Origin of the sequence: Radiobacillus sp. PE A8.2 (genome assembly GCF_045635475.1) — a bacterium.
Classification (GTDB): Bacteria; Bacillota; Bacilli; order Bacillales; family Amphibacillaceae; genus JBJGXI01.
On the sequence record NZ_JBJGXI010000004.1, the window covers coordinates 76,223 to 101,226 of the forward strand.

A 25,004-nucleotide genomic window follows, 5' to 3' on the forward strand; every position below is an offset into this window, starting at 1 on the left:
AAAGAATGAATATCCGACGCTGTGGAAAATACGCCCTTTTCGCTATCTATTTCACTATTTTCGTTTCTTTCTGGAACCGGGATGGCGTGATCCCCGTCCACTTTTTAAATGTACTACTAAAATGGCGTTCATCGTTGTAACCTGTTTTGTTCGCAACCTCATAAATCTTTAAGTTTTTTGTAAGTAATACTTTAGCCTGTGCTACGCGATATTGGTGTAAGTAATCCAAAAAGTTAATACCTAGTTCTTGCTTAAACAATGAGCTTAAGTAGGCACTAGATACGAATACTTCATTGGCAACAGACTCCAACGTGATATTATCGCTATATCGCTTTTCAATAATTGCTTGTGCTCTTTGTACCGTATGATGAACGGATTTCTCAGCAGTTAGAATTTCAAAGACATTTCGAAATATTTTTTTCAGGATGGAAGACATATCATCAAATGTTCGCATCGTTGGTAGTTGTTCAATCCAGTTGATTAAATCACTTTCCCATTCGATTTTCGTTAGCGTGTTACCTTGAACAAATTTTTGCATTTCTACAATTAGTGTAATTGCTTTTAAATTGATTTGCTCTTTGTGGTAATAGCTATTCTCTTCCAGATAACTCAACCAGTTTTCTAATTTGTCTAAAGCAGAATCGTACATTTTGTTATACATATGGGTGATGATTTCATCTTCAAGAACAGCTAATTCTTTATCATGTAAAATTTGTTTCTCTACTGCATCATGTATTTCCTCGTGGAAAAAGAAATGCTCTTCCCGATGGTAAAATTGTTCATCTAATACCGCATGTGCCTCGTTATAAGATTGATGAATATCGATAATCGATTCCTTTGCAGAACCGACCCCAACACAAATAGTTAGATTTAAATATGCTTTGAAATTATCTAACAATGTACTTAAGTAGCTTTTAAGATTGTTAGGTTCATAGTTGTGTGAGACATTCCCAATCCATACAAGAGCATCATGATCAAATATCACTTCGATTTTATTATTATAAAAGGCAGATAAAGTTTCGGTTGTAATATTGATACAGGCGAATTTTAATAATTCATAATCATTGACCATAAATTGATTTTCTTGTCGTGGTGTTAACGAAAGCATTCCTACATGCAGTGCTTCACTATTATTTATTTTCATCTTAAGTTTTGGGAGTAATTCCAGGCGCTTCTCTAATGGAGCGCTTTCTGGAAAGTGAAACCATCGTGTTAGTTGTTCTACTTTGTCATAATAAATACTTTTATCTGTATAATGTTCCAACATATGAAGCTGTTTATCTACTAATTTTTTATGTTCTAGCTTTTGGATGATTTTCAAAACAGCTGCCAGTATTTTAGAAGGCTGAGCAGGTTTTAACATATAATCAAAAACGTTTAATCGGATTGAATCTGTTGCATAGTTAAAATCTTCAAATCCGGTCAGTACAATAGATTCAAACGTATAGCCTTGCTGCTTGGCAGATCTGATGAATGCTAAACCACTCATTTTTGGCATTTGGATATCGGTTAAGACAATGTCGGGTTGATGCAAGCTCATCAAATCCAACGCTTGTTGACCGTTTGTTGCTTCTGCGCAAATATCGATATTATGCTTATTCCAATCAATTGTTGAAATAATTCCTTGACGAATTGTATCTTCATCCTCAGCTATTAATAGCTTATACATAAAGAGTTCACCTACTTTTGTATTTTGTTGACCTTGTTAAATATAGGTGATTGGGACTTTGATTTTGATCTTCGTACCAACACCTTGTGTGCTTTCAATCATCATTGTTGCTTGTGCGTCATATTTTAGCTTTAATCTTTCACTTATGTTCATCAAGGCATATCCAGGTCGTTGCTCCTCTGGCCTGATTGGTTGATTGGTAGCTGTAGCTTGTAAATAAGCATTTAGCTGTTGTAGTCTAGAGCTTTCTATCCCAGCCCCATTATCCATTACTTCCAGCAATAGATACTCCTTTTCTTTTGAGATATGAATGTAAATAAAACCATTGTCGTCAACTAAATTCAGTCCATGGATAATCGAATTTTCGACAAGCGGCTGAATTAACAGTTTAGGAACAAGTATATTTTTAAGCTCCTCATTGATTTGTATTTCATAAGAAAATTTATTCACAAATCGCGTCTTTTGCAAAGCAAGATAATTTTCAACGAGCAATAGTTCATTGCCAATTGTCACGAATTCTTTCCCATCACTCAAACTTAAACGGAAAAACTGAGATAAGGAGTAAATCATATCTGCAATCTCTGTTTCCTTTCGCTGCTGTGCTTTCCAAAATATTGTATCTAACGTGTTATATAAAAAGTGTGGATGAATCTGCGCTTGTAAAGATTTTAACTCTGCTTCCTTTTGCCTGAGCTGTGACATGTAGACATCATCAATTAATCTTTTAATACGTTGTACCATCATGTCGTAACCTCTACCTAATGCTCCTACCTCATCATTTCCACGAAATTCAACTCTTTGATTAAAATCCCCTCTTTGCACCAGATACATAGATTTTGTTAGCTTTTTTAACGGTTTTGTAATAATAGAAGAAACATACCAAGAAATCCACACACCAACAACAAAGCAAAATGCGGTAACAAGAAATGTCCATACTTTAATCGTACCCAGCTCTTCCAATAGCTCATCTCTCGGTTGGATAAGAAGAATTTCCCATCCGAAAGCGGATTGTTTTGAACTAGATAACAGCCACTCCTTATTTATTGGACTAATTTGATTCTCTTTGTTGTTTTTGAAAAATGGTGTTTCGAACACATCTTTTCCAATCCACTGTTCATCTGTGGAAGTGATGATTTGTTTATTGTTGTTTACGATGAACATCTGTGCATTGTTGCTCAATCCCTCTGTGTATTTTTTTCTCAATGTTTCCTCATTAATGCCAACAACAACGATACCTAAATCGTTAAGGGTATAAGAATTTTTTATTACTCTTGTTAACATTATTTTTGTACGGTTATCCCCTTCAAACAGCTGTTCATCTCCTTTGAGTAATGTCCATGATGGCCTTCCTTTTTGTTGTACTGCAAGTTGATAGTGATTCGTTTGTTTGAATTTCTGAAACGGCATCGTACTAGTAATACCAGATTGATTCACTGCCAGAGGAGGGACTTGATCATTAAACCCATATAAAACTAGTGATTGCATGTCTCTCTGGTTCACTAACAGACTCGAAACAATCTCATTAATCTGTTTGCGCCTGGCTAGTGAATCTTCTTGCGTAATCGGATTGAGAAACTGTTGAACACTGGAAAGTAAAAATAAATAATTCGTAAAATCAACAGCATCTCTAGATATGTAATCGAGTTGATCACTTACTTGATTGGCGTATTCCTGCTGTGCAATAGTTACTTTTTCCAACACTTGGTTTTTAGCGGTATAGAAAGAATACCAACCAGTAAATGCGATTGTAACAAGCAATAATGGAATAAACCAAAGTAGTATTTTAAACCGAATAGGTAAGTTTAAGTATGTATGGAGTAGCTGTTCTTTCTTCATAAAACTACCTCAATTCTAATAAATAAAATCGGCTAGGCAACGCTTTCATCTTATGATACTAGTATACTATATAAATGAAAAAGAACTAATATGGTTAACAAAACCTATTAAAAGTGCAAACGGTTTCTAAAAAATGCTACATTGTTTTCACACGTCTTAAACTCTAAAATTAAATGTAGCAAGACCAAGATACAAATAATATAAAAGGTGGGAATATCATGAAGAAGTGGTTATTATTACTATTATCTGTTGTTATTATCTCTTTCGGACTAGTCGCATGTAGCGACGATTCAAGCAGTACAGATAATAACACGGATAGCGAGAACACACAAGATGACACAGATACAAACGAAACAGAAGGTGAAAATGCAACGAATGGAGATGAAGCAGCAGAAGAACCGGAAGATGTTACGTTAAGTTTCTTCTCGACTAATCCAGATCGTGAGACAGGTATGGGTGGTGTAGAGCAACAAATCATTGATTCTTACATGGAAGAAAATCCACACGTCACGATTGAAGTGGAAGCGCTTCAAGATGAACCGTATAAAGATAAAATCAAAATTTATTCTTCTACCGATTCATTGCCAGATATTCTTATGACATGGGGACAATCCTCCTTTATTTCTCCATTAATTAATAATGGATTGCTACATGAGCTTGACCCGGCAGATTACGGTGATTATGGATTCATTGAAGGATCATTTGATGGATTCTCCAGTGATGGTAAGTTATATGGATTGCCGAAGAATACAGACTTTTTACCGTTATTTTATAACAAACGCCTGTTTGAAGAAAACGGTTTAGAGGTTCCAACAACAGAAGAGGAATTAATTGCTGTTTCTAAAGAATTACGTGAATTAGACATTAACCCAGTTGTAACAAATGCGATGGAAGGTTGGATTCTTCCAATGTGGTTTGATTATGCATTACAACGTGAAACAGGCAGCTTTGATTTAATGGATGAAGCACTTGCAGGTGATGCTTCTTATACAGATCCAGCAGTAATTGCAGCAGCTGAAAAAATGAAAAGAATGGCAGATGAAGGCGTGTTTGCCGATGGTTGGTTAACTGCAGATTATGGTACGGCAAGAAACTTATTTGGACAGGAACAAGCTGCAATGTACTTGATGGGTGCATGGGAAATGGGTCTAGCTACTGACGAAAACTTCCCAGAAAGCTTTAGAGAAAATGTGGCAGTTACGAACTATCCAGTATCTGATAATGCGGAAGCAGGAGATCTAGTAATCTATCAAGGTGGCGGATTCTCAATCGCTGAAAACTCAGAGCATAAAGAAGAAGCAGAAGCATTCTTAAAATACTTCTATAGCCCAGACAACTGGCCAAAACTAGTGTGGGAAAGTGGCGCAGCAATGCCAGCGCAAGATTTTGAACTAACTGGAGAAGAATCTGATCTTCAGAAGCAAATGGTTGATCTGTTCAACAGTGTAACATCTGCTAGTGGTACACCAGTACTTGATGACTCAACACCAGAATTTAAAGAAACAATTATGAGTCTTCACCAACAGCTATTCACTGGTGACGTTACAGCAGAAGAGTTCGGTGAACAATTAGACGAAGCAGCTGCTAAAGCTCGCGAAGCATCCGAATAAAATCTAAGAAATGAATACAGAAGGTGATGGTGCGAAACGTACCATCATCTTCCACATTAGAGCGTACTTTTACGAAAGAAGTGGTAGAGATGAATCAGCTGATGTCTGATAGAAAAACAATCTTCTTACTTGTTGCACCAGGCTTCTTAATTCTTGTTTCGATGATTATTTTTCCGATCGGAATGAGTGTCTACTATGGATTTACAGACTGGGGCGGTATTGGAGATTATAACTTTATTGGTTTTGAAAACTTTAAAAACATTATTTTTAACGATGAAATATTTCGAACAGCGCTAGTAAATGCAATCCTGCTAACACTTGCAACCGTATTTATTCAGCACCCAATTGCTATTCTTTTATCGATTTTGATCACGCATTGCGGTAGATGGGAAAAGGTGTTGCGCACGATTTTGTTCATACCAGCGATCATATCAATTGTTGTTATAGCAAAGTTATGGGCTAGTATTTATAATCCACAATACGGATTACTTAATAATGCACTAGAAGCGATTGGACTATCTGCATTAAAACAGGACTGGTTAGGTAATCCAGATATCGCGATATGGTCTATTATTGTCGTAACGATGTGGCAAGGGTTTGGATACGCATTTTTACTTTATTATGCAGGACTAAAAGGAGTGCCAGAAGAACTGTTTGAAGCAGCTAAGATTGATGGGGCAAACCCATTTCAATTATATACAAAAGTTGTTATTCCGCTACTCGCACCAATGGCAAGGGTTGCGATTATTATTGCGGTAATCACGTGTTTAAAACAAATGGAAGTTGTTTATTTAATGACAGATGGTGGACCAGGTAATAGTACACAATTACTCGGTAATTACTTGTATCAAACCGCATTTGCCTCTTCACAATACGGCTATGGTAATGCGATCTCTGTCATATTCGTTATTGTTGTTCTAATCATCACCGTTGTTTTAAACAAATTTCTTAAAAGAGATGTTGGTGAATATTAATGGAAAATCAAGTCAATACAAACCCAAACATGAACATTTCACACAAACCAAAAAGAAAAACCCCGGGTGTAGGCAAAATTATATTGTACATCTGTATGGCGATTATCGGATTTCTGCAGCTATTTCCATTGCTTTGGCTGTTTGATTATTCTTTATTAACAAGTGGGGATTTCTTTGGTGATGCGATTTTGCAAATTCCTTCACCACCACAATGGGAAAACTATGTTAGTGCTTTTACGCAAGGGAACGTATTGCCGTACTTCTTTAATAGTGTGTTAGTTACGTTTGTTTCTGTCGCACTTACTGCCTTCGTTTCGATTCTTCTTGCATATGCGTTCACTAGAATGAAGTGGAAGTTAAGTGTGTTATTTTTGAATATAATTTTGTTAGGTATGATGATTCCAATTCATGCTACGTTATTACCAAACTTTATTATCTTTAATGAAGTAGGACTATTAAATAGTTATTGGGCTTTGATCTTACCTTACACGGCCTTTAACATTCCAATTAGTATGTTTATCGTGACAGGATTTATGGAAACTATTCCACGATCAATTGAAGAAGCGGCGGTTATTGATGGTGCTGGTATATGGAGAATACTGTTTAAAGTAATATTCCCAATCACTAAACCAGCGATCGCAACGATTAGCGTTGTGAATTTTATTAACTGCTGGAATGAGTTTATTATGGCTTATACGTTCATTACATTGGATGAGTTTAAAACATTGCCGTTTTCCATTATTCAATTTGTCGGACAATATTCCTCTAATTATGGTGCCCAATTTGCGGTTATGTCGTTAATTGCGATTCCATCAATTATTATGTACTTAATTTTCACCGATGAAATTAACAAAGGCTTGATGGCAGGTTCTATTAAAGGATAATAGAAGTAAAGGAGGGGCTTTCACATGTCTATCGGCATAAATAGTTGGTTTTACAGGATTTGCGAATGGATTACACGTCTCGTTTATGTCAATTTATTATGGATTGGATTTAGTTTGCTCGGCCTCCTTCTTTTTGGAATAGGACCGGCTACCTCGTCGATGTTCACGGTTGTTCGTAAATGGGTGATGGGAGAGGAAGATATAAAAGTCTTTTCAACCTTTTGGCATGCCTATAAAAAAGATTTTTGGCAGGCAAATATACTTGTGTGGCTGCTTTTAATAGGTGGATTTTTACTATATATAGATTATTTATTTATTGGTAATTTGGACGGTTGGTTAACGAACATTTTATCAGGGATATTATTATTTTTAACCTTGTTGTACATTGTAACGCTCGTATTTATTTTTCCTGTATTTGTTTCCTTTCAATTACAGCCAGTACAATATTTAAAATACGCACTTCATTTTGGCGTATCATCACCATTATCGTTGCTGCTTATTATTGTTAGTGGATTGGCTATGTATTATCTTATTATGTTTGTTCCTGCCGTTTTCCCATTCTTGTCAGGGAGCGTCATTAGTTTAGTGATTATGAAGCAGGCAGACCAAACGTATAAAAAAATTGAAAACAAGCTTATTACTTCAACGTAATATTCAAATAGAATCAAATCCTATGAAAGAAGCTGTTAGTGGCATGACTAACGGCTTTTTTTCAAGATCTGAGTGAAGGAGGACATACATATGAATAAAGTAGTACTACCGAAAGATTTTTTATGGGGTGGTGCAGTAGCTGCGCACCAATTAGAAGGTGGCTGGAATAAAGATGGCAAAGGGCCAAGTATCGTAGATGTGATGACTGCCGGTGCGAAAGGGGTTCCCCGAAAAATCACAGATGGTGTAGTAGAGGGTGAATATTACCCGAATCATGAAGCAATTGACTTTCACGGAAATTATAAACAGGATATTGCTTTGTTTGCTGAGATGGGCTTCAAGTGTTTCCGGACGAGTATTAATTGGACAAGAATCTTTCCTAACGGAGATGAACTGGAACCGAACGAGGCAGGTTTGCAATTTTATGATAAGGTATTTGATGAACTATTAAAGCACGGAATTGAGCCGGTCATTACGTTGAGTCATTTCGAAATGCCGTATCATCTCGCTAAAGAATATGGCGGTTTTGCCAATCGAAAGGTTGTTGAATTTTTCGTTAGATATGCGGTTGCGGTGATGGAACGTTATAAAAACAAGGTTAAGTATTGGATGACATTTAATGAAATTAACAATCAGACAAATACGACTTCGGATATTTTCGGTTGGACGTGCTCTGGTGTTAGCTATTCGACGTATGAGAATCCGCAAGAAACGATGTATCAAGTGGCGCATCATGAATTGGTAGCCAGTGCGCTAATCGTTATAAAGGGAAAAGAAATTAACCCGGATTTCCAGATTGGTTGTATGGTGGCATTTGTCCCGTTTTATCCTTATTCCTGTAACCCGGATGATGTTATGGTTGCAGCTTCATCGATGCACGAACGGTTCTTTTTCCCAGATGTTCATGTGCGAGGATATTATCCGAATTATGTAAGAAAAGAATGGAAACGAAAGGGCTATCACATTGAAATGGAACAAGGGGATGAGGAAATCCTCAAAGAAGGAACGGTTGATTTTATCGGTTTGAGCTACTATATGTCCAATGCAGTCAAAGCAGATGTTAAAACGGACACAAGCAAGTCTACAGACGGCGCTTCGGAGCATTCTGTTCCGAATCTTTACGTGAAAGCAAGTGATTGGGGCTGGCAAATTGATCCTGTCGGGTTACGCTATACGTTAGTTACTTTATACGAACGTTATCAATTGCCTTTATTTATTGTGGAAAACGGTTTTGGTGCACTAGACGTTGTGGAAGAAGATGGAAGCATTGAAGACGATTACCGGATTGAATATTTACGCTCACATCTGGAAGAAATGAAAAAAGCGGTGGTACTAGATGGTGTAGATTTAATTGGCTATACGGCTTGGGGATGTATTGATGTTGTGTCGTTTACGACAGGCGAAATGAAAAAACGTTACGGCTTTATTTATGTTGATAAGCATAATGATGGAACAGGGACGTTAAAACGAAAGAAAAAGAAGTCATTTGACTGGTATAAGCAGGTAATTGAAACGAATGGAGAAAAGCTATAAAAGAGCGTGGGACAAGGGCTCTGACCCTTCGTCCCGCTATCTTCTGAAATTACCGATAACTTCTACGGTCTCACTAACACTGACGAATGCGGTTTGATCGACACGTTTGATAAGTGATTTGACGATCGCTAATTCGTAGCGGGTAATTACCGTGTATAATACTTTTCGCTCCTCGTTAGAATAACCACCATGCCCATCCATGACAGTAATCCCTCGAATTAAGTTTTTGATAAGCTCATTTTTCAACTCATCGCCTCGATTTGTTACTACCATTAAATTCAGCTTAATATGACGGGTATGCACGCGGTCAATGACAATCCCAGTTATATAAATGGAAGCCATCGTATATAAAGCTAATTCCCACGAGAAAATAAATCCAGAAATAAACACAACAATACTATTCAAACCGAAAATAAGGCCACCAAGCGGAATGTCACGCTTTTGCGTGAGAAGCAGGCCAACAACATCAAAGCCTCCAGTTGAGCCATAAAAACGGATAATAAATCCGATTGCTACACCAGCAATAACACCTCCGAATACGGATGAAAGTAAGGCGTCCTCTGTTACTTTCATCACTGGGGTATATTGCATCGTTAACGAGGTAACTAGGACAGAAAAGACACTGTTCCCGATAAATTCTCTCCCAAGTTTCATCCACCCAACAATTAGAATAGGGATATTTAAAATCACAAGCCAAATACCACTATTGATCGGAGTTACTAGTCCAAAAATCATGGCAAGACCTGTAACACCACCTGTTAACACTTCGTGAGGAAGCAAGAACATGTTAAAAGCAAAACCCAGGATGACAGAAGCAACAAATATGACGGCAAACTTATATAAACGCTTCATAGCGATAACCTCCCAATACAAAAATACACCTATTGAATTCTAGTGGTCATGGTTTTAAAAGTCAATGACTTTTGGGTAAGTAATAAAAGGGATATGGGCTACTGTCGCTTTCCGGATGCTGTTAGTATTTAATATGATTACATATAAAAAGCATGAAAAGGGTTTTTAAGGGGAACTGACTTCCAACAAGCTATTTTTGGAGAATCCTTGGCTAATAGTTTGATAAAAAGCATGGAGTTGGTAAATGATACTTGAACAAAAAGTAGCGACGCATTCCCCTTCAAAATCTACTGATTTAGTGGGGGTAAGTCGCTACGGTTTGATGTTCCTTGTTCTTCAATATACTTTTTCACTACTTCTATAGTTGCTCCACCAGATGTCAAAATCATATAACTCCTACTCCAAAAATAAGGTTTCCAATAGTACCCAGTTAAGTGCTCGGCAAATTCCTTGCGAATATACCTGGATGTGACGGTTTTATAACTGTTAATGGTGTTGGCTAAATTTATTTGCGGCGGCGCATCAAACAAAATATGGATATGGTCTGCTTCGCCGTTCATCTCTATGATCCGACAATTCTATTTCTCAAATAAATTATTGGTGATTTCTTTCAACCGACTCAAGATTATTTCGTCGATACATTTGTGCTGTATTTTGCAACCACAACTAAATGATAAGTTAGTTTATATACTGCATGTCTATTCTTGTTGTAATCCAACATAATCCTCCTTTCAATCGTATACAACTAATTTATAATATATGTTAAAATTAGGATAACAGATGGAAGCGAGAAACGGAAGGAGGGTTTGGATGTGAAAATCACCAAAACACTAAAACGAAAGATTACGAATCATGCTCGGATTTTTGATGAAACGTTGCACATCTACAATCGAGCATTGACGTTCATCATGAACGTGATCGATACAGAATTTGATTCCCTAGACAAGATGACTGCGACATCGATTGTTGCCCCTGTAGAGAAACTCATACATACCACACAAACAAACCCTTCTCCGAAGTATAAAACATACAATCAACAATTTTACAAATTTCCTTCTTATTTTAGAAGAGGAGCAATTGCTTCAGCATTTGGCAAAGTCAAGAGCTACCGTTCTAATCTTAGAAATTGGGAAGAGGAACGAAAAATAGCCCTAGCTGAAGGGGAACGCTTTAAGAAAAAACCTCCACGTCTCCAATTAGAACATAAAGAATTCCCGGTATTTTACCGTGGCAATATGTTCCGTAACCCTTCTGATACGACAGCTCAAATTAAAATATTTCATAAAAACGATTGGGTATGGATTGACATCACCTTTAAAGAACAAGACATGTATAAACGTGGGGTTTGGGATTGGAAAGCTTGTAATCCCAAGCTCGTGAAAGTCGGAAAGAAATACTTTCTTCATACGGCTTATCAATCAGAAGTGAAACTCACAAAAACGAAAATAAACGAACAAAGAATCTGTGCTGTAGATCTAGGAATAACGAATTCTGCGGTTTGTTGTGTGCTGGATGCAAAGGGAACTGTCTTGGCTCGAAAATTTATCAATCAGCCAAAAGAAAAAGACCAATTGTATACAATTACCAACAAACTACGGAAAGTTCAAGCACAATCTGGATTTGTACAAGCGCCACGTTTCTGGCGAAGAATCAATGGATTACAACAACAAATCGTCAATAATACCGCGCATCAAATTGTAACGTTTGCCCATGAACATGCGTGCGATTTCATCGCATTTGAATATCTCGACAAAATGAAAACTCCAAAGGGTTTTTATGGCGCGAAGAAACTCCGGTTTAAGCTTCGGTATTGGAGAAAAAAGGGAATCCAAAATAAAGTCGAAGAAATGGCGCACCACCAAGGCATGCGCATTTCCAGAATAAACGCACGTAACACGAGTGCGCTTGCCTTCGATGGTTCGGGGAAAGTACAACGTAAAGGTAAAAAAGACCTTGCCGTATTTACAACAGGTAAAGTATATCATGTGGATCTTTCTGCAAGTTACAACATTGGTGCAAGGTATTTTATTAGTGGAATACTCAAAACCTTTTCTGAAAAGCAAAGGTTGGCACTTCAGGCAAAAGTTCCTGAGTTGTCAAAAAGAACACAGCAGACCTTGTCTTCGTTAATTACCCTATGTTTGGCGCAGTAGTTCTGTAAATGGTCTACATAGCGAAACCTAGTGGTGTATTCAAGATAGGGGATGCTCCATCAAAATCTTGGATTTAGGTGGAGAGTTTCACTGATAAATTTAAATTATAGTAGTAGAAGCATTAAGATAACATTCAAGGCTCATCACTAAATTAGTGGTGGGCTTATTTTGCTGGGGAATTGGAAGCTGGCTTACTGTCATATATTCTATATACCACTGGAACAATAAACCTGAACCCGTTTTCGGATTATGCCCCCATGTTCGTACTAGAATGGGACGAAAAAACGGCCCTATGTCGAAAAAATGAAAACGATTTCTAAAAAATGCGTCGTTACTATAGTTAACGGTAGTAGTTATAATTAGATTAGTCTATCATGATTTACTAGAAATATATGGTTTTAGAGAGGAGCAGTAATCTATTTTTAAAAAAACTATTTTATTACGGGAGGTATATGATGTATAAGTCGAAAAAAACGTCAGCGATCTTCATGATTATTATTTTGTTGTGGTCTCTGATACCAGCTCATATAGTAGATGCAGAAACGGGGACAGGGGATTCCGTTTATTTAGATCCTAATCAACCTGTAGATACTAGAGTAGCAGATTTACTGAGTAGAATGTCGACAGATGATAAACTTGGCCAGATGATTCAAGCGGAAAGAGATGCAATTACCCCGGCTCAAGTAAAAGAGTTTAAGATAGGATCTGTACTAAGCGGTGGGGGGTCTTTCCCAAATGGTAACGAGGATGATAGTGTACCTAGTGAATGGTCGAAATTAGTAGATGGTTATCAGGATGCAGCTTTAGACACCGAGTTAGGAATTCCTATTATTTATGGTGTTGATGCTGTCCATGGACATAATAATGTAAAAGGTGCAACCATATTTCCTCATAGCATTGGCTTGGGCGCAGCAAATAATGAAGCACTTACCCAACAGATTGGCGATGCTGTCGCAGATGAAGCAAAATCAACAGGTGTTCATTGGACATTTGCTCCTACCATCGCAACAGCTCAAAATATTAAATGGGGAAGAACGTATGAAGCGTTCTCCGATAATGCTGACATATCAGCCAAACTTGGAGCAGCTTACATTAAAGGCTTGCAAGGTGAAAATCCAAGTGAAGATTTAGCGCAAACAAATAAAATTGTCGCTACTGCTAAACACTATATTGGTGAAGGTTATACAGATAGTGGGGCGAACCAAGGGAATATTTCGGGTTTAACCGAACAAGAAATCTTGGATAAAGAGTTGAAGATGTATGAAGAAGCCGTTGACGCAGGTGTTCGAACGGTTATGGCTTCCTATCATAGTATTCAAGGTTTGAAAATGCATGCAAATAAGCACTTATTATCAGATGTATTAAAAGGTGATTTAGGGTTTGACGGTTTTGTTATTTCAGACTATAATGCCGTGGACCAAATTTCAGTTGATCAAGATGGCAATAATGTAAGCGGTTTAAAGGATCAATTGAAAACGGCAGTGAATGCAGGTGTGGACATGTTTATGCAGCCAACCAACTGGCAGACGGCGCTTGGACATTTAAAAACACTTGCAGCAGATGGTGACATATCTGAAGAACGCATTAATGATGCGGTCACTAGAATTCTTAAAGTAAAATTTGAAGCAGGATTATTCGAACATCCGAAAACAGATGAAAACCTTGCGGATGAATTTGGAAGTGACGAACATAAGGCAGTTGCAAGACAAGCAGTTCGTGAATCTCTTGTTCTGTTAAAGAATGATAAGGTAGATGGGTCACCTATTCTGTCGCAGCTGGCAGATATGGATAAAATTTTTGTGGCAGGTACAAGTGCAGATGATATTGGTATCCAATCTGGTGGATGGACGGTTAGCTGGCAGGGTAGTGCTGGCGAAACAACACCAGGTACAACTATTTTGGAAGGTATTAGGGAAAAGGTTGGAGCAGAGAAGGTAACGTATAACGAGCATGGTAGAGGTGCTGCTGGTCATGAGGTTGCGATCGCTGTTGTAGGTGAAATGCCATATGCAGAAAGCGAAGGCGACACCAATGAGCTGAACCTAACATTTGAACAAAGTGAAACACTTAAAAACATTCGACGTGCAGATCCAGATATTCCAATCGTTGTTGTTTTGGTTTCTGGTCGACCGATGATCATAACAGAAGAATTGCCAGAATGGGATGCACTAATTGCAGCATGGCTACCGGGAACAGAAGGTGGAGGTGTTGCTGATGTGTTATTTGACGACGCATATGATTTTAAAGGGAAACTGCCTATTCGTTGGCCGTTCTTTATGGAAGCATATCCATCTTTTTACGGTGATGATAGTGAGAACTTCTTGTTCGAAACTGGTTACGGTTTGACGAAAAAGGAGGAAACACCTACAATACCGGATTCTCCTGAAGAACCTGGCACAGAAGGACATTCCGTACCAGGAACAATTCAAGCTGAAGATTGGTTGAATCAATCAGGGCTTGATACGGAAAATACGCAAGATGAAGGTGGAGGCCAAAACGTAGGTTGGTCTGATACTGGTGACTGGATTGATTACCAACTGAATGTAGCAGAAAGTGGGACATATAGTATTGATGTCCGTTACGCAGCAAATGAAAATACAGGAATTGAAATCGTTGGTCAAAACGACAAAGTATTAGGCGAGATGTCGGTAGCAAGTTCTGGTGGTTATCAGTCTTGGACTACACATACGATCGAGAATGTTGTGTTAGAAGCAGGACAACAGGAACTGCGTGTTTCTTATACTGGTGGAGCGCTAAATCTTAACTGGTTTGGTTTTACAAGAACAGGGGATATTCCACCTGATTATAATCCAAACCCTGAACCTCCTCCGCTACCAGAAGATGATAACACTGCGATTGTGAAAGAAGATGCAGTTGAAAATTGGGTAACATTAGCTCGCGACTCGCAAAATATGGGTTGGTACTATAATTCTCGTTGGCAAGAGGGAGATCCCAAGCTTGAGCAACAGGATAATTTGGATATTAATAAAGCGGCTGTGGACTCTGAGATTAACTCGATCAACATTGATCCAACACAGCAATACCAGTCAATTATGGGGATTGGTGCATCTGTTGACGAATCAACCGTTTTTAATATGCAAAAAATGAGCGTGGCAAAGAGAAATGAATTAATTGAGAAGTTGATGGATCCTGAAAATGGTATCGGTATTAGTATGATGCGTTTAACCATTGGCACATCGGATTTTACCGCACAGGAGTTTTACTCCTATGATGACATGCCACCAGGCGAGACAGATCTTGATTTCAGTGAATTCTCTATAGAAAAAGATAGAGAGTACAAAATTATTGAAACAGCTAAGAAAATGCAAGAAGTAAATCCAGATCTTACATTCTTTGCATCTCCATGGAGTCCTCCAGGTTGGATGAAAACGAATGACAGCATGATTGGTGGTCAACTAAAAGAGGGCTACGAACCAATTTTAGCAGATTACTATTTAAAATTTTTCGAAGCATATCGCGCTGAAGGTATTGAAATCGATGCGATGACGCTTCAGAACGAACCGTTACTTGAGATTGATTATCCAAGTATGCACCTTCCATGGGATCGTGCGGTAACACTAGCGAAACATTTAAGGGAGAAGTTAGATGCAAATGGTTTTGAACACGTGAAATTATGGATGTTCGACCACAATCCATCAGATGCGCAAAGCTATGCTGGCAGCTTTTTAGATGATCCAGAAGGCTATGCAGCAGTGGATGGAACGGCATTCCATGATTACGGTGGGGCACTATCAGAAATGACAAAATTAAAAGAACAATTCCCCGAAAAAAATATTTATTTAACAGAGCGCTCGGTATGGGGAACTTACGGTGCAGACCGAATTGCACAATACTTTAGAAATTATGCGCGTAGTTATAATTCATGGGTTATGATGCTTGATAGTGATGTGAATACACACCACTGGGTAGGTACACCAGACCCAACAACGATCATTCAGGACTCTGCTAACCCTGATAACTATTGGTTAACTCCTGAATATTATATCAATGGTCATTTCACGAAGTATGTCAAGCCAGGATATAAGCGAATTGGAAGCGATTATGGATCTGCTGATGAAGTAACGAATGTGTCGTTTATGAGTCCTGATGAAAAAGAGATTGTATCTATCGTCATTAACCAAACGGATCAGGATCAAAAATTCAAATTAGTATCAGAAGGCACACAAATCACTGCGACTTTAGCAGCGAATTCCGTTGCTACCTATCGTTGGGACAGGTTGGATACCCATAAGGCACCTGGAACGATCAAAGCTATTGATTTTGATCAAGCACAAGGAAATTATGCTACAGATAATGGCTATATTGGTGGTTTAACGGACAGTGCTACTTTTGATTATCTAGTAGACGTAAAAGAAGATGGGGAGTATTACCTTGATCTTGGTCATGCGGAACAAACGAATGAACCAATATTTGAGGTATCCATCAATGGACAAAATTTAGGCGCTTTAACTAGTCAACCAACCGGATGGTGGGATAACTGGACGAAGATTAGAACAAAAGTAGAGCTAGAGAAAGGTATCCAAAGGTTAAGAATCACAGCTAATGGCGATGCATTTAACCTGAACGATATTTCAATTACAAAAGCACATGGTACACAAAATGTACCAGGGAAGCTACAAGCGGAGAACTTCGATACGCATAATGGTGCTCTCGTACAAGATATAACAGATGGACAAGCGGTAGGCTATTTAGAATCAGACGATACAATGACTTATACCGTTAATGTCCATGCAAGTGGTACGTATAAAGTAACCTATCGTTATGCATCTGGAAACGCCAATCCACAATTAGAATGGATCGTGGACGGTTCCAATGTACACTCTGCTAATCTAGCAAGTACCGGAAATTGGGAAACTTGGAGTGAAGCAACAGAAGAAATAGAATTAGAAGCAGGCGAACACGAATTACAGCTAAAAGTAGTGGAAGGCTTAAATATCGATTGGATTTCGATTGGTTCTACTATAAGTGTGAGTAATGCTACTGTTTCAGAAAATGAGGAAGATGGACATACGTTAAACGTTGCACTTGAGAATGATACGTTTGTTGAAAATTTAGACACTGCAGCTTGGACGATTGACGGTCCTGGAGGTGTGAATATTGCTGAAGTGAATCGTATCGATGGTCAACAAGTGGAAGTCGTGTTAGAAGGTAATCGAACGGTTGATTATGATTCTAATATGCAGGTGAATTTATCTGTAAGCAATTCACAACTTCAAGGCTGGAGTAATTCGGATGCTAGTTTTGTTGTGACAGATGAAGTGACGTTTGTAGCTACAGATGATGATGAGAGCATTTCTGTACAGCCCGAAACATTAGATCCTGGTAATGGAGAAATTAAAGTAACGATTGACGGTGGAACATTCAACGAGAATACTATTAATCAAATGACTCTTACGGGATCTGTCGTTGAAAGTGGAAACTTGATAATCGACGAGGTTGTATATAATAGCCCAACGGAAGTAACCCTAAGCTATACCCAAGATGATACACCTATTTATGAGGATGTAACACTTACTGTTTATATCCCAACAGAAGGTTATGCTGATTCTACGAACGGGGTAGCACTAACGGATTCGTTTGTTCTTCTTGGTACAACGAATCAGGAAGAGCCAACTGCAATTCCTGGAGAGATTGGTATCGGAGACTTCTACAAGTTGAGTGGTGTGACTGTATCTGATTCAGCACTTACTGATGTGCAAGCGGGTGATTGGATTGAATACATGATTGATGTTCCTGAAGCTGGTGACTATTTGTTTACACTTGGAATAAATACCAATGCCGCTGCAGGTGTTCACATAAAGAGTGAAAGGGCAGATACGTTAGCAGAGATTAATGTTCCTAATATTTGGGGAGCATGGTCAGAAGTTATACAGCCAATCACACTAGAAGCAGGAGAGCAAAAGATAAGAGTGTATGCGGACAATGGAGAGATGGAACTGAATAAACTAGCTATTGATGTAATAGAGCCTGTAGAGTCCACAGAAGCTGTAGTTAAAGTGGAGGCGGAAGATTACGTTGATGCAAGTCAAGCAATCATTCAACTAGGTGATTCGAGAACCAATATCGGATACACAGTTGCGGGCGGCTGGATTGACTACGTGATAAACGTTCCAGCGGGTAAGTATAAAGTTGCTTATCATTATTCAACTACTGAAGGTGGCGTAAGCACTCGTGCTAATATAGGAGAAAGTCAAGTTACTACTCCCCTAGCAACAACAGGTGATTGGGCTACTTATCAAGATGTAGTGTCCAGTGAAACGATTGTTATACCAGACGGGGATCAAACACTTCGTTTAGAGGTACTTGGTAATGGCTTCAACTTGGATTGGTTTGAATTGCAGTTTGTCGAGCCTTTACCTGATGAAAATCCGTCAGGTGAAGATGTCGTAATAACAGAACCAATTGAATCAGACGGTAAATTTACGGTCGATATAAATAGTATTGAACGAGTAAACAACGCTGGTGAATTAATCGTCAATATGGAAGAACTATTAGAAGCAAAAATTGAACTTTCAGAAGCGCAAATTCTACTCTTGAAAGAAAAAGGTGTTAGATTGACCTTGCAAAACAAGGAAACTATCGTAAGTTTTCCATCAAACGCATTACCTAATGGAGATGTCACAATCGATATTTCTGAAGTTACCGATCAAACGTATACAGATGAAGCTATAAGTAAAGTGTTTGATTTTACTGTCAATAACGGTGAGTTTTCACAGTTTATAGAATCCGTAACGGTAGGGTTCAAAGTAAATGATACGAATGGGAAGAATCTAGAAGTCCACTATTATGATGAAGATTCTAATGAATGGATAGCTATCGGCGGTGAATATAGAGAAGGTTATATATTTGCTGAGACAAATCACTTTAGTATATTCACAGTATTAGAGGTTTCACCTGATGAAGATGGCGAGCAACCAGGAGATGGTGAACAGCCGGGAGAAAATGAGCAGCCAGGAGATAGTGAGCAACCAGGGAATGGTGAACAGCCGGGAGAAGATGAGCAACCAGGAGAAGGCGAGCAGCCAGATGACAGCGAACAACCGAGCGATGGCAAAGAACCAGAAAATGATAATCAATCAGGTGATGAAGATCAATCTGATGATAAGGATCTTCCAGACACTGCGACATCTACCTTTAACTTTATGTTAGCAGGATTGATTATTCTTTTAATCGGCGGGCTTGTTTATGTTAGAAGTAGAAGAAGCACTTTAGAATAAATGAAAACACCACCAATTTACTGAAGATAAATTGGTGGTGTTTTTACGTACTGAATATGAAGCAGTTACTACTTAGGGAGTATGTGGAAGAAGGTGAGGTAGTAATAAAGCGTATGTTGAAAGTGTGGTGATGGTCTAAGAGTGTGGATCTCGGAGCTGAGTGATTTGATTTGGGAAAATTGATAAATTAACAGGCGAGATTTTTGAAAAAGACTTTCTAATCTTTTTTGCCTTTGTGCCCAAATAATATTTAATTAAAGCAAAAAAAGCAAAAGAGCTCGATATTATAAATTATCGTGATTAGATGATGTCTCTATTGAAATGGATTTAATTCAAATTATTTAACCTGGTAAATTTGCATCAAAATTATTAGACTTTTATGGTTCTCCATTAATCTATTACACCACCACATATAGTACTCCGCATATCTAAATAGTTGAACCAACCAACTCCCTATTAGGGCTATTTAACAACTTACTGGCAACAGCAATCATATCTGTTATGAACACACTACGGATAGGGAAAAATATTAACCCCACCTAGTCCATCAAGTCAAAACACCCCAACAGCATAAGCAATCACTTTTGTGAACAACATCTAGGAGAAATCGACCCATAATCATTTCGGGGATTGGATGATTTTTATTGCGTGGCGTGTATGCACTAGCTTGCGGAGAAAAGTGTAGCATACACATGGCGGTCGATGCATTTGTTTACTAGTTAATATTTAGACTCTACCAAATGGGTTATACCATTGACCTTTCGTTCCAACGAATGATAGAAAGGATGAGTTACTGAGGACAGAGAATTTCTGCATTACTGGGTTGCTTCTTGCGATTCTATTCTCGCCCCCGGTAAACTCAACAAACTCATACCGACTAAAAATAACAGTGAGCCGAACACCACGTAGATGGTGATTGGTTCATTGTAAAATAACCATGACCAGAATAAGGTGAATAACACACTGGAATTCACAAGAATCGCTGCAAGTAAAAAGGAAACACGCTTTAATGCCGTTGAATAGATGATAAAGCTAACGCCTGTTATTAGTCCTAACAACAGCAATGCAATCAGCGATACTCCACCAAATTCACCAGTTGACTGAAATTGAAATGGAAGTGGGATGGCTGTTATGATACTACACCACAGAAAGATCGATAAATTCATGTCGATCGCGCCCATTTTCTCTATCAATATCTTTTGGCTTACAAAATGAAAGCTAGCTCCAAAAGCAGATATAGCGAAGACCAGTGTCAAAAACAAGTCAAATTCCAATAATTCACTTAAAGGCAAGCCGTTCCAACTAATTACAAAAACACCGGAAATGCAAAGTGCAACAGCAGTCCAGGAAAGTATCGAGGCTTTTTCTTTAAAATAAAAAATAGAAAAGAGCAGCATGAAGATAGTTAAAAAAGGTGTGACTAATATTTGTTCATAAGCATAGCCGATCGTAACACCAAAGTTTTCAAATAAATAGTTTACTATTTTTCCGAGTGCACCATACCAAATCCATTGTGATTTCCAGGAGATGTTTATCTTTCGCTTGCTCAACAAAATAAACAAAACTAAAAAAGCGACACCAAGTGCGAAACGCAGAAATGTGATTGTATAGCTATCTAAAGAAAATGAAGCAGCCTTAACGAGTATGCTAACAAAGCTCCACATTAATGTACTAAGTAATAGAAGAAAGATTCCCATATGTATTTCGTCACCCTTTTTTTTGTAGCTCGGTTATCTTTATTCTAATCTAGTTAAGATTCGATTACTATATTTCCGGGGAAATTATTTCTTTATAGTTTGGTGGAAATTGGTGTCCTAACTATTGATGTTTAATTTTTCTCTATTTAACAATGTTTGAGGGATGTTAATGTTTGAATTAGCATACGAAATCTCAACCAAAATAGCCTATTAACAATAGTTGTTCTCAAAGAGCTACGCTATGTTAGTTATGCTTTTTGATCTGTTGATTTTCATGAAAAGTGGGTAATCAAAATTTTATGTTAAAATAAAGATAGTGTTTGTGAAGTTTATTGTTAAATGGCAGGTTAATTGAATCGTAAGGAGGGCGAAGATGTTTGCGCAGATATTTTTAGGGATTTTTATGATTATTATGGGGATTTCTCATTTGTTAAATAAAAGGTTATTTCTACAGAAAAATATCGAAAATCTTGTAAGTGATGTTCGCTCATATCAAAAAGGTGCAGCGTTGTCTTGTTGTTTATCTGGAATACTCTTTATTACTATGGGTATTATTGAAAAAAAAGCAATATTCGAAACGTCAACTTTTGTAATAACATACATTTTTTTAGCTATTATTCCTCTGACCATCGCTATATTAAACAATAAAAAGCATTCTGGTAAATATTTGGTTAGGTGAACCTGATTTCTTTCTTATTATCAATAAATATACTTGAACAAATCTTGAATAGCATTAGGTTTAGAAAAAGATTTCGGATCTGCGGATAAAAACTAAAAAGCACCCTGCCAAGCAGAAAATTGCTCGAACAGGGTGCTTCCAAACTTTATAATGAAAGATTTTTGTGGTTTTTAACCATATCAGTTAGTGACGATTCTTCACCAATTAGATTTTTTAAATCATTGGATGTTTTCGCTGTTTCGCCTTCAGAAATTGCCTGATAAGTGGAAGCTGAGAATGCTGCAACGCCTTCAGGAAGTCCGATACTCGTTAACAATTTAACTTGTTCTTCATAACTAACGACAGTATGTTTCACATTTTTGCCGGTAACTTTTGTGACCACCTCTGCTAATTCGTCAAAGCTCCATGTTGTAGAGGATACAAAATTATATGTTTTATTTTCGTGCCCTTCTGATGCAAGAATTGCGGCTGTACCTTTTGCTAAATCAGCTCGATTAACCGTGTTGATCCGACCTGCTCCAGCATTGGTAACGATTGCGCCATTTTCAATAGAAGCAGCTAAATCTTTGTTAATAAATACTTCTGAATATAGCGAGTTTCTAATAAATGTATAAGGGGTACCTGACACACGGATGGCGTATTCTGTGTTTAAGTGTAGCAATGCCAAAGGTATTTGCGATTCTTCCGCGAAAGCATAGCTTGTATATGCGATATGTTTTACACCTGCATCGCGCCCTGCTTTAACGACATTTGCATGCTGAACAATTCGTTCTGTGTCATCAAAGCTGGAACTTGAAATAAATAGTAATTTTGATGCGCCAGCGAAGGCTTCTGGTAGTGATTCAGGGTTATCATAATCCCCGTATCGAATCTCGATTCCTAAGTCAGCGTATTGCTGCTTAGCTTTGTCTGTGTTTCGTGCAACAGCGACGATATCTTGTGCAGGGATTTTTTCATTCTCAAGCAGGTTGTTAATGATTAATCCTCCTAATTGACCTGTAGCACCTGTAATAATAATAGACATGTAAATCCTTCCTTTCTGCTTTTTCTTTACTATTTGTGAAAAAAACATTAACCTTAAAGGTGATTAGCTTATAAAGGTGTGTGAGCAGTGAAATTATCATGGAATGACTATATTAGCATCAAACTACACAAAACTGATTTGAAACTAACCAGCTACATGAAAGCCCAACTTGAACCATTTAACCTTGCACCAGAACAGAGTTTAATTATGCTGTTACTTTGGGAAGAAGATGGTTTAACCCAATACCAATTAGCTAAACACCTGAATAAAGACAAAACAAATATCGCAAGAATGTGCGCTAACCTAGAGAGAAAAGGGTTCATTTATCGTGTCAATTGTAAAGATGACCGACGTTCCATCAAGCTATTTCTCACTCCTTTAGGAAAACAATCAAAGGAAAGAATTATCCCGATTACGGAAAAATTCAATGACATAGTCTGTGAAAATCTAACATCAGATGAAATAAATCAACTGGAACATCTTTTAACAAAAATCAACGATAATGTAGAAAAATACAGTTAACACACTAATCAAGGATAAATAGTTGCTATAGCAACAAAGTTAAACGATAACAAACAAAAAGTAAAGTAACTCGCTTGCAGGATGAGGAGTAAGCATACTTACTTTTCATTGGAACGATTAATCAGTAAAATAATAAACTAGGAACAGGGTAAGGTATGAGCACAGTTTTTCAAAAGGAAAAGGGATGACAATGGAGATCATACATGTAACAGATAAACTAGCAGCAGACACAGCATTATTAACCCTCGTGGTTGGGGAATTTGACGGTGTGCATAAAGGACATGAAGTACTGTTGCAAACGGCAAGAAATAAAACAGATCAAGCGCATGAAAAGTTAGCGGCTGTGATTTTTTCTCGAAATGAAAATAAGCTCATCTCTGATCAAGATAAGTTGAACAGACTAAAGCAGTATGGTGTTGACAGGGTGTACCTCTTTGATAGTAAAACTACTGAAGCTTTTATGTTGGAACAGGTTGCTTCATTAAATATAAAGCGAGTCGTAATTGGAGAAAAACAATCAGCAAATACGAAATCGCTTATTGATTTTTGTAAACAAATGAACATAGACATAATCGAGATATCGTCTGTAACAGAAAATGGAAAAGCAATCAGTACTAGTGGCATTCGAAAATTAATTGGCGAAGGATTTATGGAACCAGTTCACGTGCTGTTAGGTCGTCCGTTTACACTTACTGGAACCGTCATTCATGGAGAAAAGGTGGGGCGCCAACTAGGGTTTCCAACGATTAACCTTGGTGGGGTGGACGATTTCGTGCAGCCAAAGCCCGGCGTTTACCTTGGCGTAGCAGGGATCCATGAAGATGATGTTATTACTGCCTATTGGCATGTATTAATAAGTGCTGGCTACCGGCCCACGGTAAATGGCAAAGGTTACTTAGTTGAAGCTCATTTGTTAAACTTTAGTGGTGACTTATATGGTAAAACGGTATCTGTTTCTTTTCTCCGTTATATGAGAGGTGAAATAAAATTTACCGATCTTAATGCCCTAGTGCAACAAATGGATCAAGATAAATTGGATGCACAGAAACTGATTGGAATGTAAGTTCCTCTAAGGAGTAGGAATTTGTCCATAAATAAGGAGGGAGCAACAGTGAAACTTGTAGGAATTGCGGGTTCATTAGCTAGCTGGAAGACGAATGTAGCCGTTCATACAGTATTGACAGAAGCGAGAAGGCTTGACTCAACTGTAGAAACGGAATTGATTGATTTAAGAGATTTTGAAGTAGAATTTGCAAATGGAAATCCGTTGGCGTATTTCAATCAAGATACATTTAATGTTGTTAACAAGGTGATGTTAGCCGATGCATTAGTATTCGGTACGCCGATTTATCAAGCATCAATCACAGGAGCTTTGAAGAATTTACTCGATCATTTAGAGCCTGATGCATTTAAAGGTAAGGTAACGGGAATGATTACAACCGGCGCAGTGGAGAAGCACTTTCTTGTGGCCGAGTATCAATTAAAACCAATCCTTTCTTATTTAAAAGGACTTGTACCAACCGGGAATGCTTTCATTCATAATGATTCTTATAATGATGAAAATGAAATTATAGATCGAGATGCATTTGAGCGCATGCATAAACTTGCTGCTGAAGTGATTCAATTGCAGAAAAGTTTAGGTTAAAAGTAGAAAATTATGGGACCATAAAATAAATAACCAT

At 37.8% G+C, this 25,004-nt stretch carries 16 protein-coding genes and 1 pseudogene; 11 read left to right on the plus strand and 6 right to left on the minus strand.

Features of this window, described 5'->3' with window-relative positions; genetic code table 11:
• Positions 1-46: 46 nt before the first annotated feature.
• Entirely contained in the window at positions 47-1,669 is a 1,623-nt protein-coding gene (locus tag ACI6MV_RS03550; protein ID WP_407268558.1) for a response regulator, read from the minus strand.
• Between the two features lie 36 nt (positions 1,670-1,705).
• Positions 1,706-3,505 (minus strand): cache domain-containing sensor histidine kinase, encoded by a 1,800-nt coding sequence (locus ACI6MV_RS03555; protein ID WP_407268559.1) that lies wholly within the window; start codon positions 3,503-3,505, stop codon positions 1,706-1,708.
• A 218-nt stretch (positions 3,506-3,723) separates the two neighbouring features.
• Here ACI6MV_RS03555 and ACI6MV_RS03560 point away from each other — a divergent pair, with 218 nt between their 5' ends.
• The 5 genes from ACI6MV_RS03560 (at position 3,724) to ACI6MV_RS03580 (ending at position 9,157) form a co-directional block, all read left to right on the plus strand.
• A complete protein-coding gene (locus tag ACI6MV_RS03560; protein ID WP_407268560.1) occupies positions 3,724-5,115 on the plus strand; it encodes an ABC transporter substrate-binding protein in 1,392 nt (463 codons plus the stop codon).
• A 29-nt stretch (positions 5,116-5,144) separates the two neighbouring features.
• A complete protein-coding gene (locus tag ACI6MV_RS03565) occupies positions 5,145-6,089 on the plus strand; it encodes a carbohydrate ABC transporter permease (protein ID WP_407268561.1) in 945 nt (314 codons plus the stop codon).
• On the plus strand, positions 6,089-6,973 hold the full coding sequence (locus tag ACI6MV_RS03570) for a carbohydrate ABC transporter permease (protein ID WP_407268562.1): 885 nt from the start codon (positions 6,089-6,091) through the stop codon (positions 6,971-6,973). Before ACI6MV_RS03565 ends, ACI6MV_RS03570 begins: the two co-directional genes overlap by 1 nt.
• 24 nt (positions 6,974-6,997) lie before the next feature.
• The gene (locus tag ACI6MV_RS03575) at positions 6,998-7,624 is read left to right on the plus strand and encodes a YesL family protein (protein WP_407268563.1); all 627 of its coding nucleotides are present in this window, start codon (positions 6,998-7,000) and stop codon (positions 7,622-7,624) included.
• 90 nt (positions 7,625-7,714) lie between these two features.
• Complete coding sequence (locus ACI6MV_RS03580; RefSeq protein ID WP_407268564.1) at positions 7,715-9,157, plus strand: 6-phospho-beta-glucosidase; 1,443 nt, start codon at positions 7,715-7,717, stop codon at positions 9,155-9,157.
• Between the two features lie 36 nt (positions 9,158-9,193).
• Here the strand turns inward: ACI6MV_RS03580 and ACI6MV_RS03585 are convergent, their stop codons facing one another.
• Both ACI6MV_RS03585 and tnpA read right to left on the minus strand, forming a co-directional pair.
• Positions 9,194-10,009, minus strand: a complete 816-nt coding sequence (locus ACI6MV_RS03585) for a YitT family protein (protein ID WP_407268565.1) — start codon at positions 10,007-10,009, stop codon at positions 9,194-9,196.
• A 287-nt stretch (positions 10,010-10,296) separates the two neighbouring features.
• Positions 10,297-10,730: pseudogene (tnpA, locus tag ACI6MV_RS24930) on the minus strand (IS200/IS605 family transposase).
• A gap of 91 nt (positions 10,731-10,821) precedes the next feature.
• Between tnpA and ACI6MV_RS03595 the strand changes: the two are divergent.
• On the plus strand, positions 10,822-12,162 hold the full coding sequence (locus tag ACI6MV_RS03595; protein ID WP_407268567.1) for an RNA-guided endonuclease TnpB family protein: 1,341 nt from the start codon (positions 10,822-10,824) through the stop codon (positions 12,160-12,162).
• A gap of 455 nt (positions 12,163-12,617) precedes the next feature.
• Complete coding sequence (locus ACI6MV_RS03600) at positions 12,618-19,400, plus strand: carbohydrate-binding protein (protein ID WP_407268568.1); 6,783 nt, start codon at positions 12,618-12,620, stop codon at positions 19,398-19,400.
• An 815-nt stretch (positions 19,401-20,215) separates the two neighbouring features.
• On the opposite strand, the gene ACI6MV_RS03605 is transcribed toward ACI6MV_RS03600, so the two are convergent.
• Positions 20,216-21,097, minus strand: a complete 882-nt coding sequence (locus ACI6MV_RS03605) for a DMT family transporter (RefSeq protein WP_407268569.1) — start codon at positions 21,095-21,097, stop codon at positions 20,216-20,218.
• A 373-nt stretch (positions 21,098-21,470) separates the two neighbouring features.
• Between ACI6MV_RS03605 and ACI6MV_RS03610 the strand changes: the two genes are divergently transcribed.
• Positions 21,471-21,776: a hypothetical protein gene (locus ACI6MV_RS03610; RefSeq protein WP_407268570.1), complete on the plus strand. Its 306-nt coding sequence runs from the start codon at positions 21,471-21,473 to the stop codon at positions 21,774-21,776.
• A gap of 145 nt (positions 21,777-21,921) precedes the next feature.
• Here the strand turns inward: ACI6MV_RS03610 and ACI6MV_RS03615 are convergent, their stop codons facing one another.
• Entirely contained in the window at positions 21,922-22,800 is an 879-nt protein-coding gene (locus ACI6MV_RS03615; RefSeq protein ID WP_407268571.1) for an SDR family oxidoreductase, read from the minus strand.
• Positions 22,801-22,887: 87 nt separating this feature from the next.
• Here ACI6MV_RS03615 and ACI6MV_RS03620 point away from each other — a divergent pair, with 87 nt between their 5' ends.
• The 3 genes from ACI6MV_RS03620 (at position 22,888) to ACI6MV_RS03630 (ending at position 24,967) form a co-directional block, all read left to right on the plus strand.
• On the plus strand, positions 22,888-23,322 hold the full coding sequence (locus ACI6MV_RS03620) for a MarR family winged helix-turn-helix transcriptional regulator (RefSeq protein WP_407268572.1): 435 nt from the start codon (positions 22,888-22,890) through the stop codon (positions 23,320-23,322).
• Positions 23,323-23,512: 190 nt separating this feature from the next.
• Positions 23,513-24,385 carry a riboflavin kinase gene (locus ACI6MV_RS03625; protein WP_407268574.1) on the plus strand — a complete coding sequence of 291 codons (873 nt, stop codon included), beginning with the start codon at positions 23,513-23,515 and terminating at the stop codon, positions 24,383-24,385.
• 48 nt (positions 24,386-24,433) lie between these two features.
• Entirely contained in the window at positions 24,434-24,967 is a 534-nt protein-coding gene (locus ACI6MV_RS03630) for an NADPH-dependent FMN reductase (RefSeq protein WP_407268575.1), read from the plus strand.
• Positions 24,968-25,004 lie beyond the last annotated feature (37 nt).

Excerpts from the sequence above, each read along its gene's own strand:
- ACI6MV_RS03550 (WP_407268558.1), bottom strand. The coding sequence starts at position 1,669 with ATGTATAAGCTATTAATAGCTGAGGATGAAGATACAATTCGTCAAGGA.
- ACI6MV_RS03555 (WP_407268559.1), bottom strand. The coding sequence starts at position 3,505 with ATGAAGAAAGAACAGCTACTCCATACATACTTAAACTTACCTATTCGG.
- ACI6MV_RS03560 (WP_407268560.1), top strand. The coding sequence starts at position 3,724 with ATGAAGAAGTGGTTATTATTACTATTATCTGTTGTTATTATCTCTTTC.
- ACI6MV_RS03570 (WP_407268562.1), top strand. The coding sequence starts at position 6,089 with ATGGAAAATCAAGTCAATACAAACCCAAACATGAACATTTCACACAAA.
- ACI6MV_RS03575 (WP_407268563.1), top strand. The coding sequence starts at position 6,998 with ATGTCTATCGGCATAAATAGTTGGTTTTACAGGATTTGCGAATGGATT.
- ACI6MV_RS03580 (WP_407268564.1), top strand. The coding sequence starts at position 7,715 with ATGAATAAAGTAGTACTACCGAAAGATTTTTTATGGGGTGGTGCAGTA.
- ACI6MV_RS03585 (WP_407268565.1), bottom strand. The coding sequence starts at position 10,009 with ATGAAGCGTTTATATAAGTTTGCCGTCATATTTGTTGCTTCTGTCATC.
- ACI6MV_RS03600 (WP_407268568.1), top strand. The coding sequence starts at position 12,618 with ATGTATAAGTCGAAAAAAACGTCAGCGATCTTCATGATTATTATTTTG.
- ACI6MV_RS03605 (WP_407268569.1), bottom strand. The coding sequence starts at position 21,097 with ATGGGAATCTTTCTTCTATTACTTAGTACATTAATGTGGAGCTTTGTT.
- ACI6MV_RS03610 (WP_407268570.1), top strand. The coding sequence starts at position 21,471 with ATGTTTGCGCAGATATTTTTAGGGATTTTTATGATTATTATGGGGATT.
- ACI6MV_RS03615 (WP_407268571.1), bottom strand. The coding sequence starts at position 22,800 with ATGTCTATTATTATTACAGGTGCTACAGGTCAATTAGGAGGATTAATC.
- ACI6MV_RS03625 (WP_407268574.1), top strand. The coding sequence starts at position 23,513 with ATGGAGATCATACATGTAACAGATAAACTAGCAGCAGACACAGCATTA.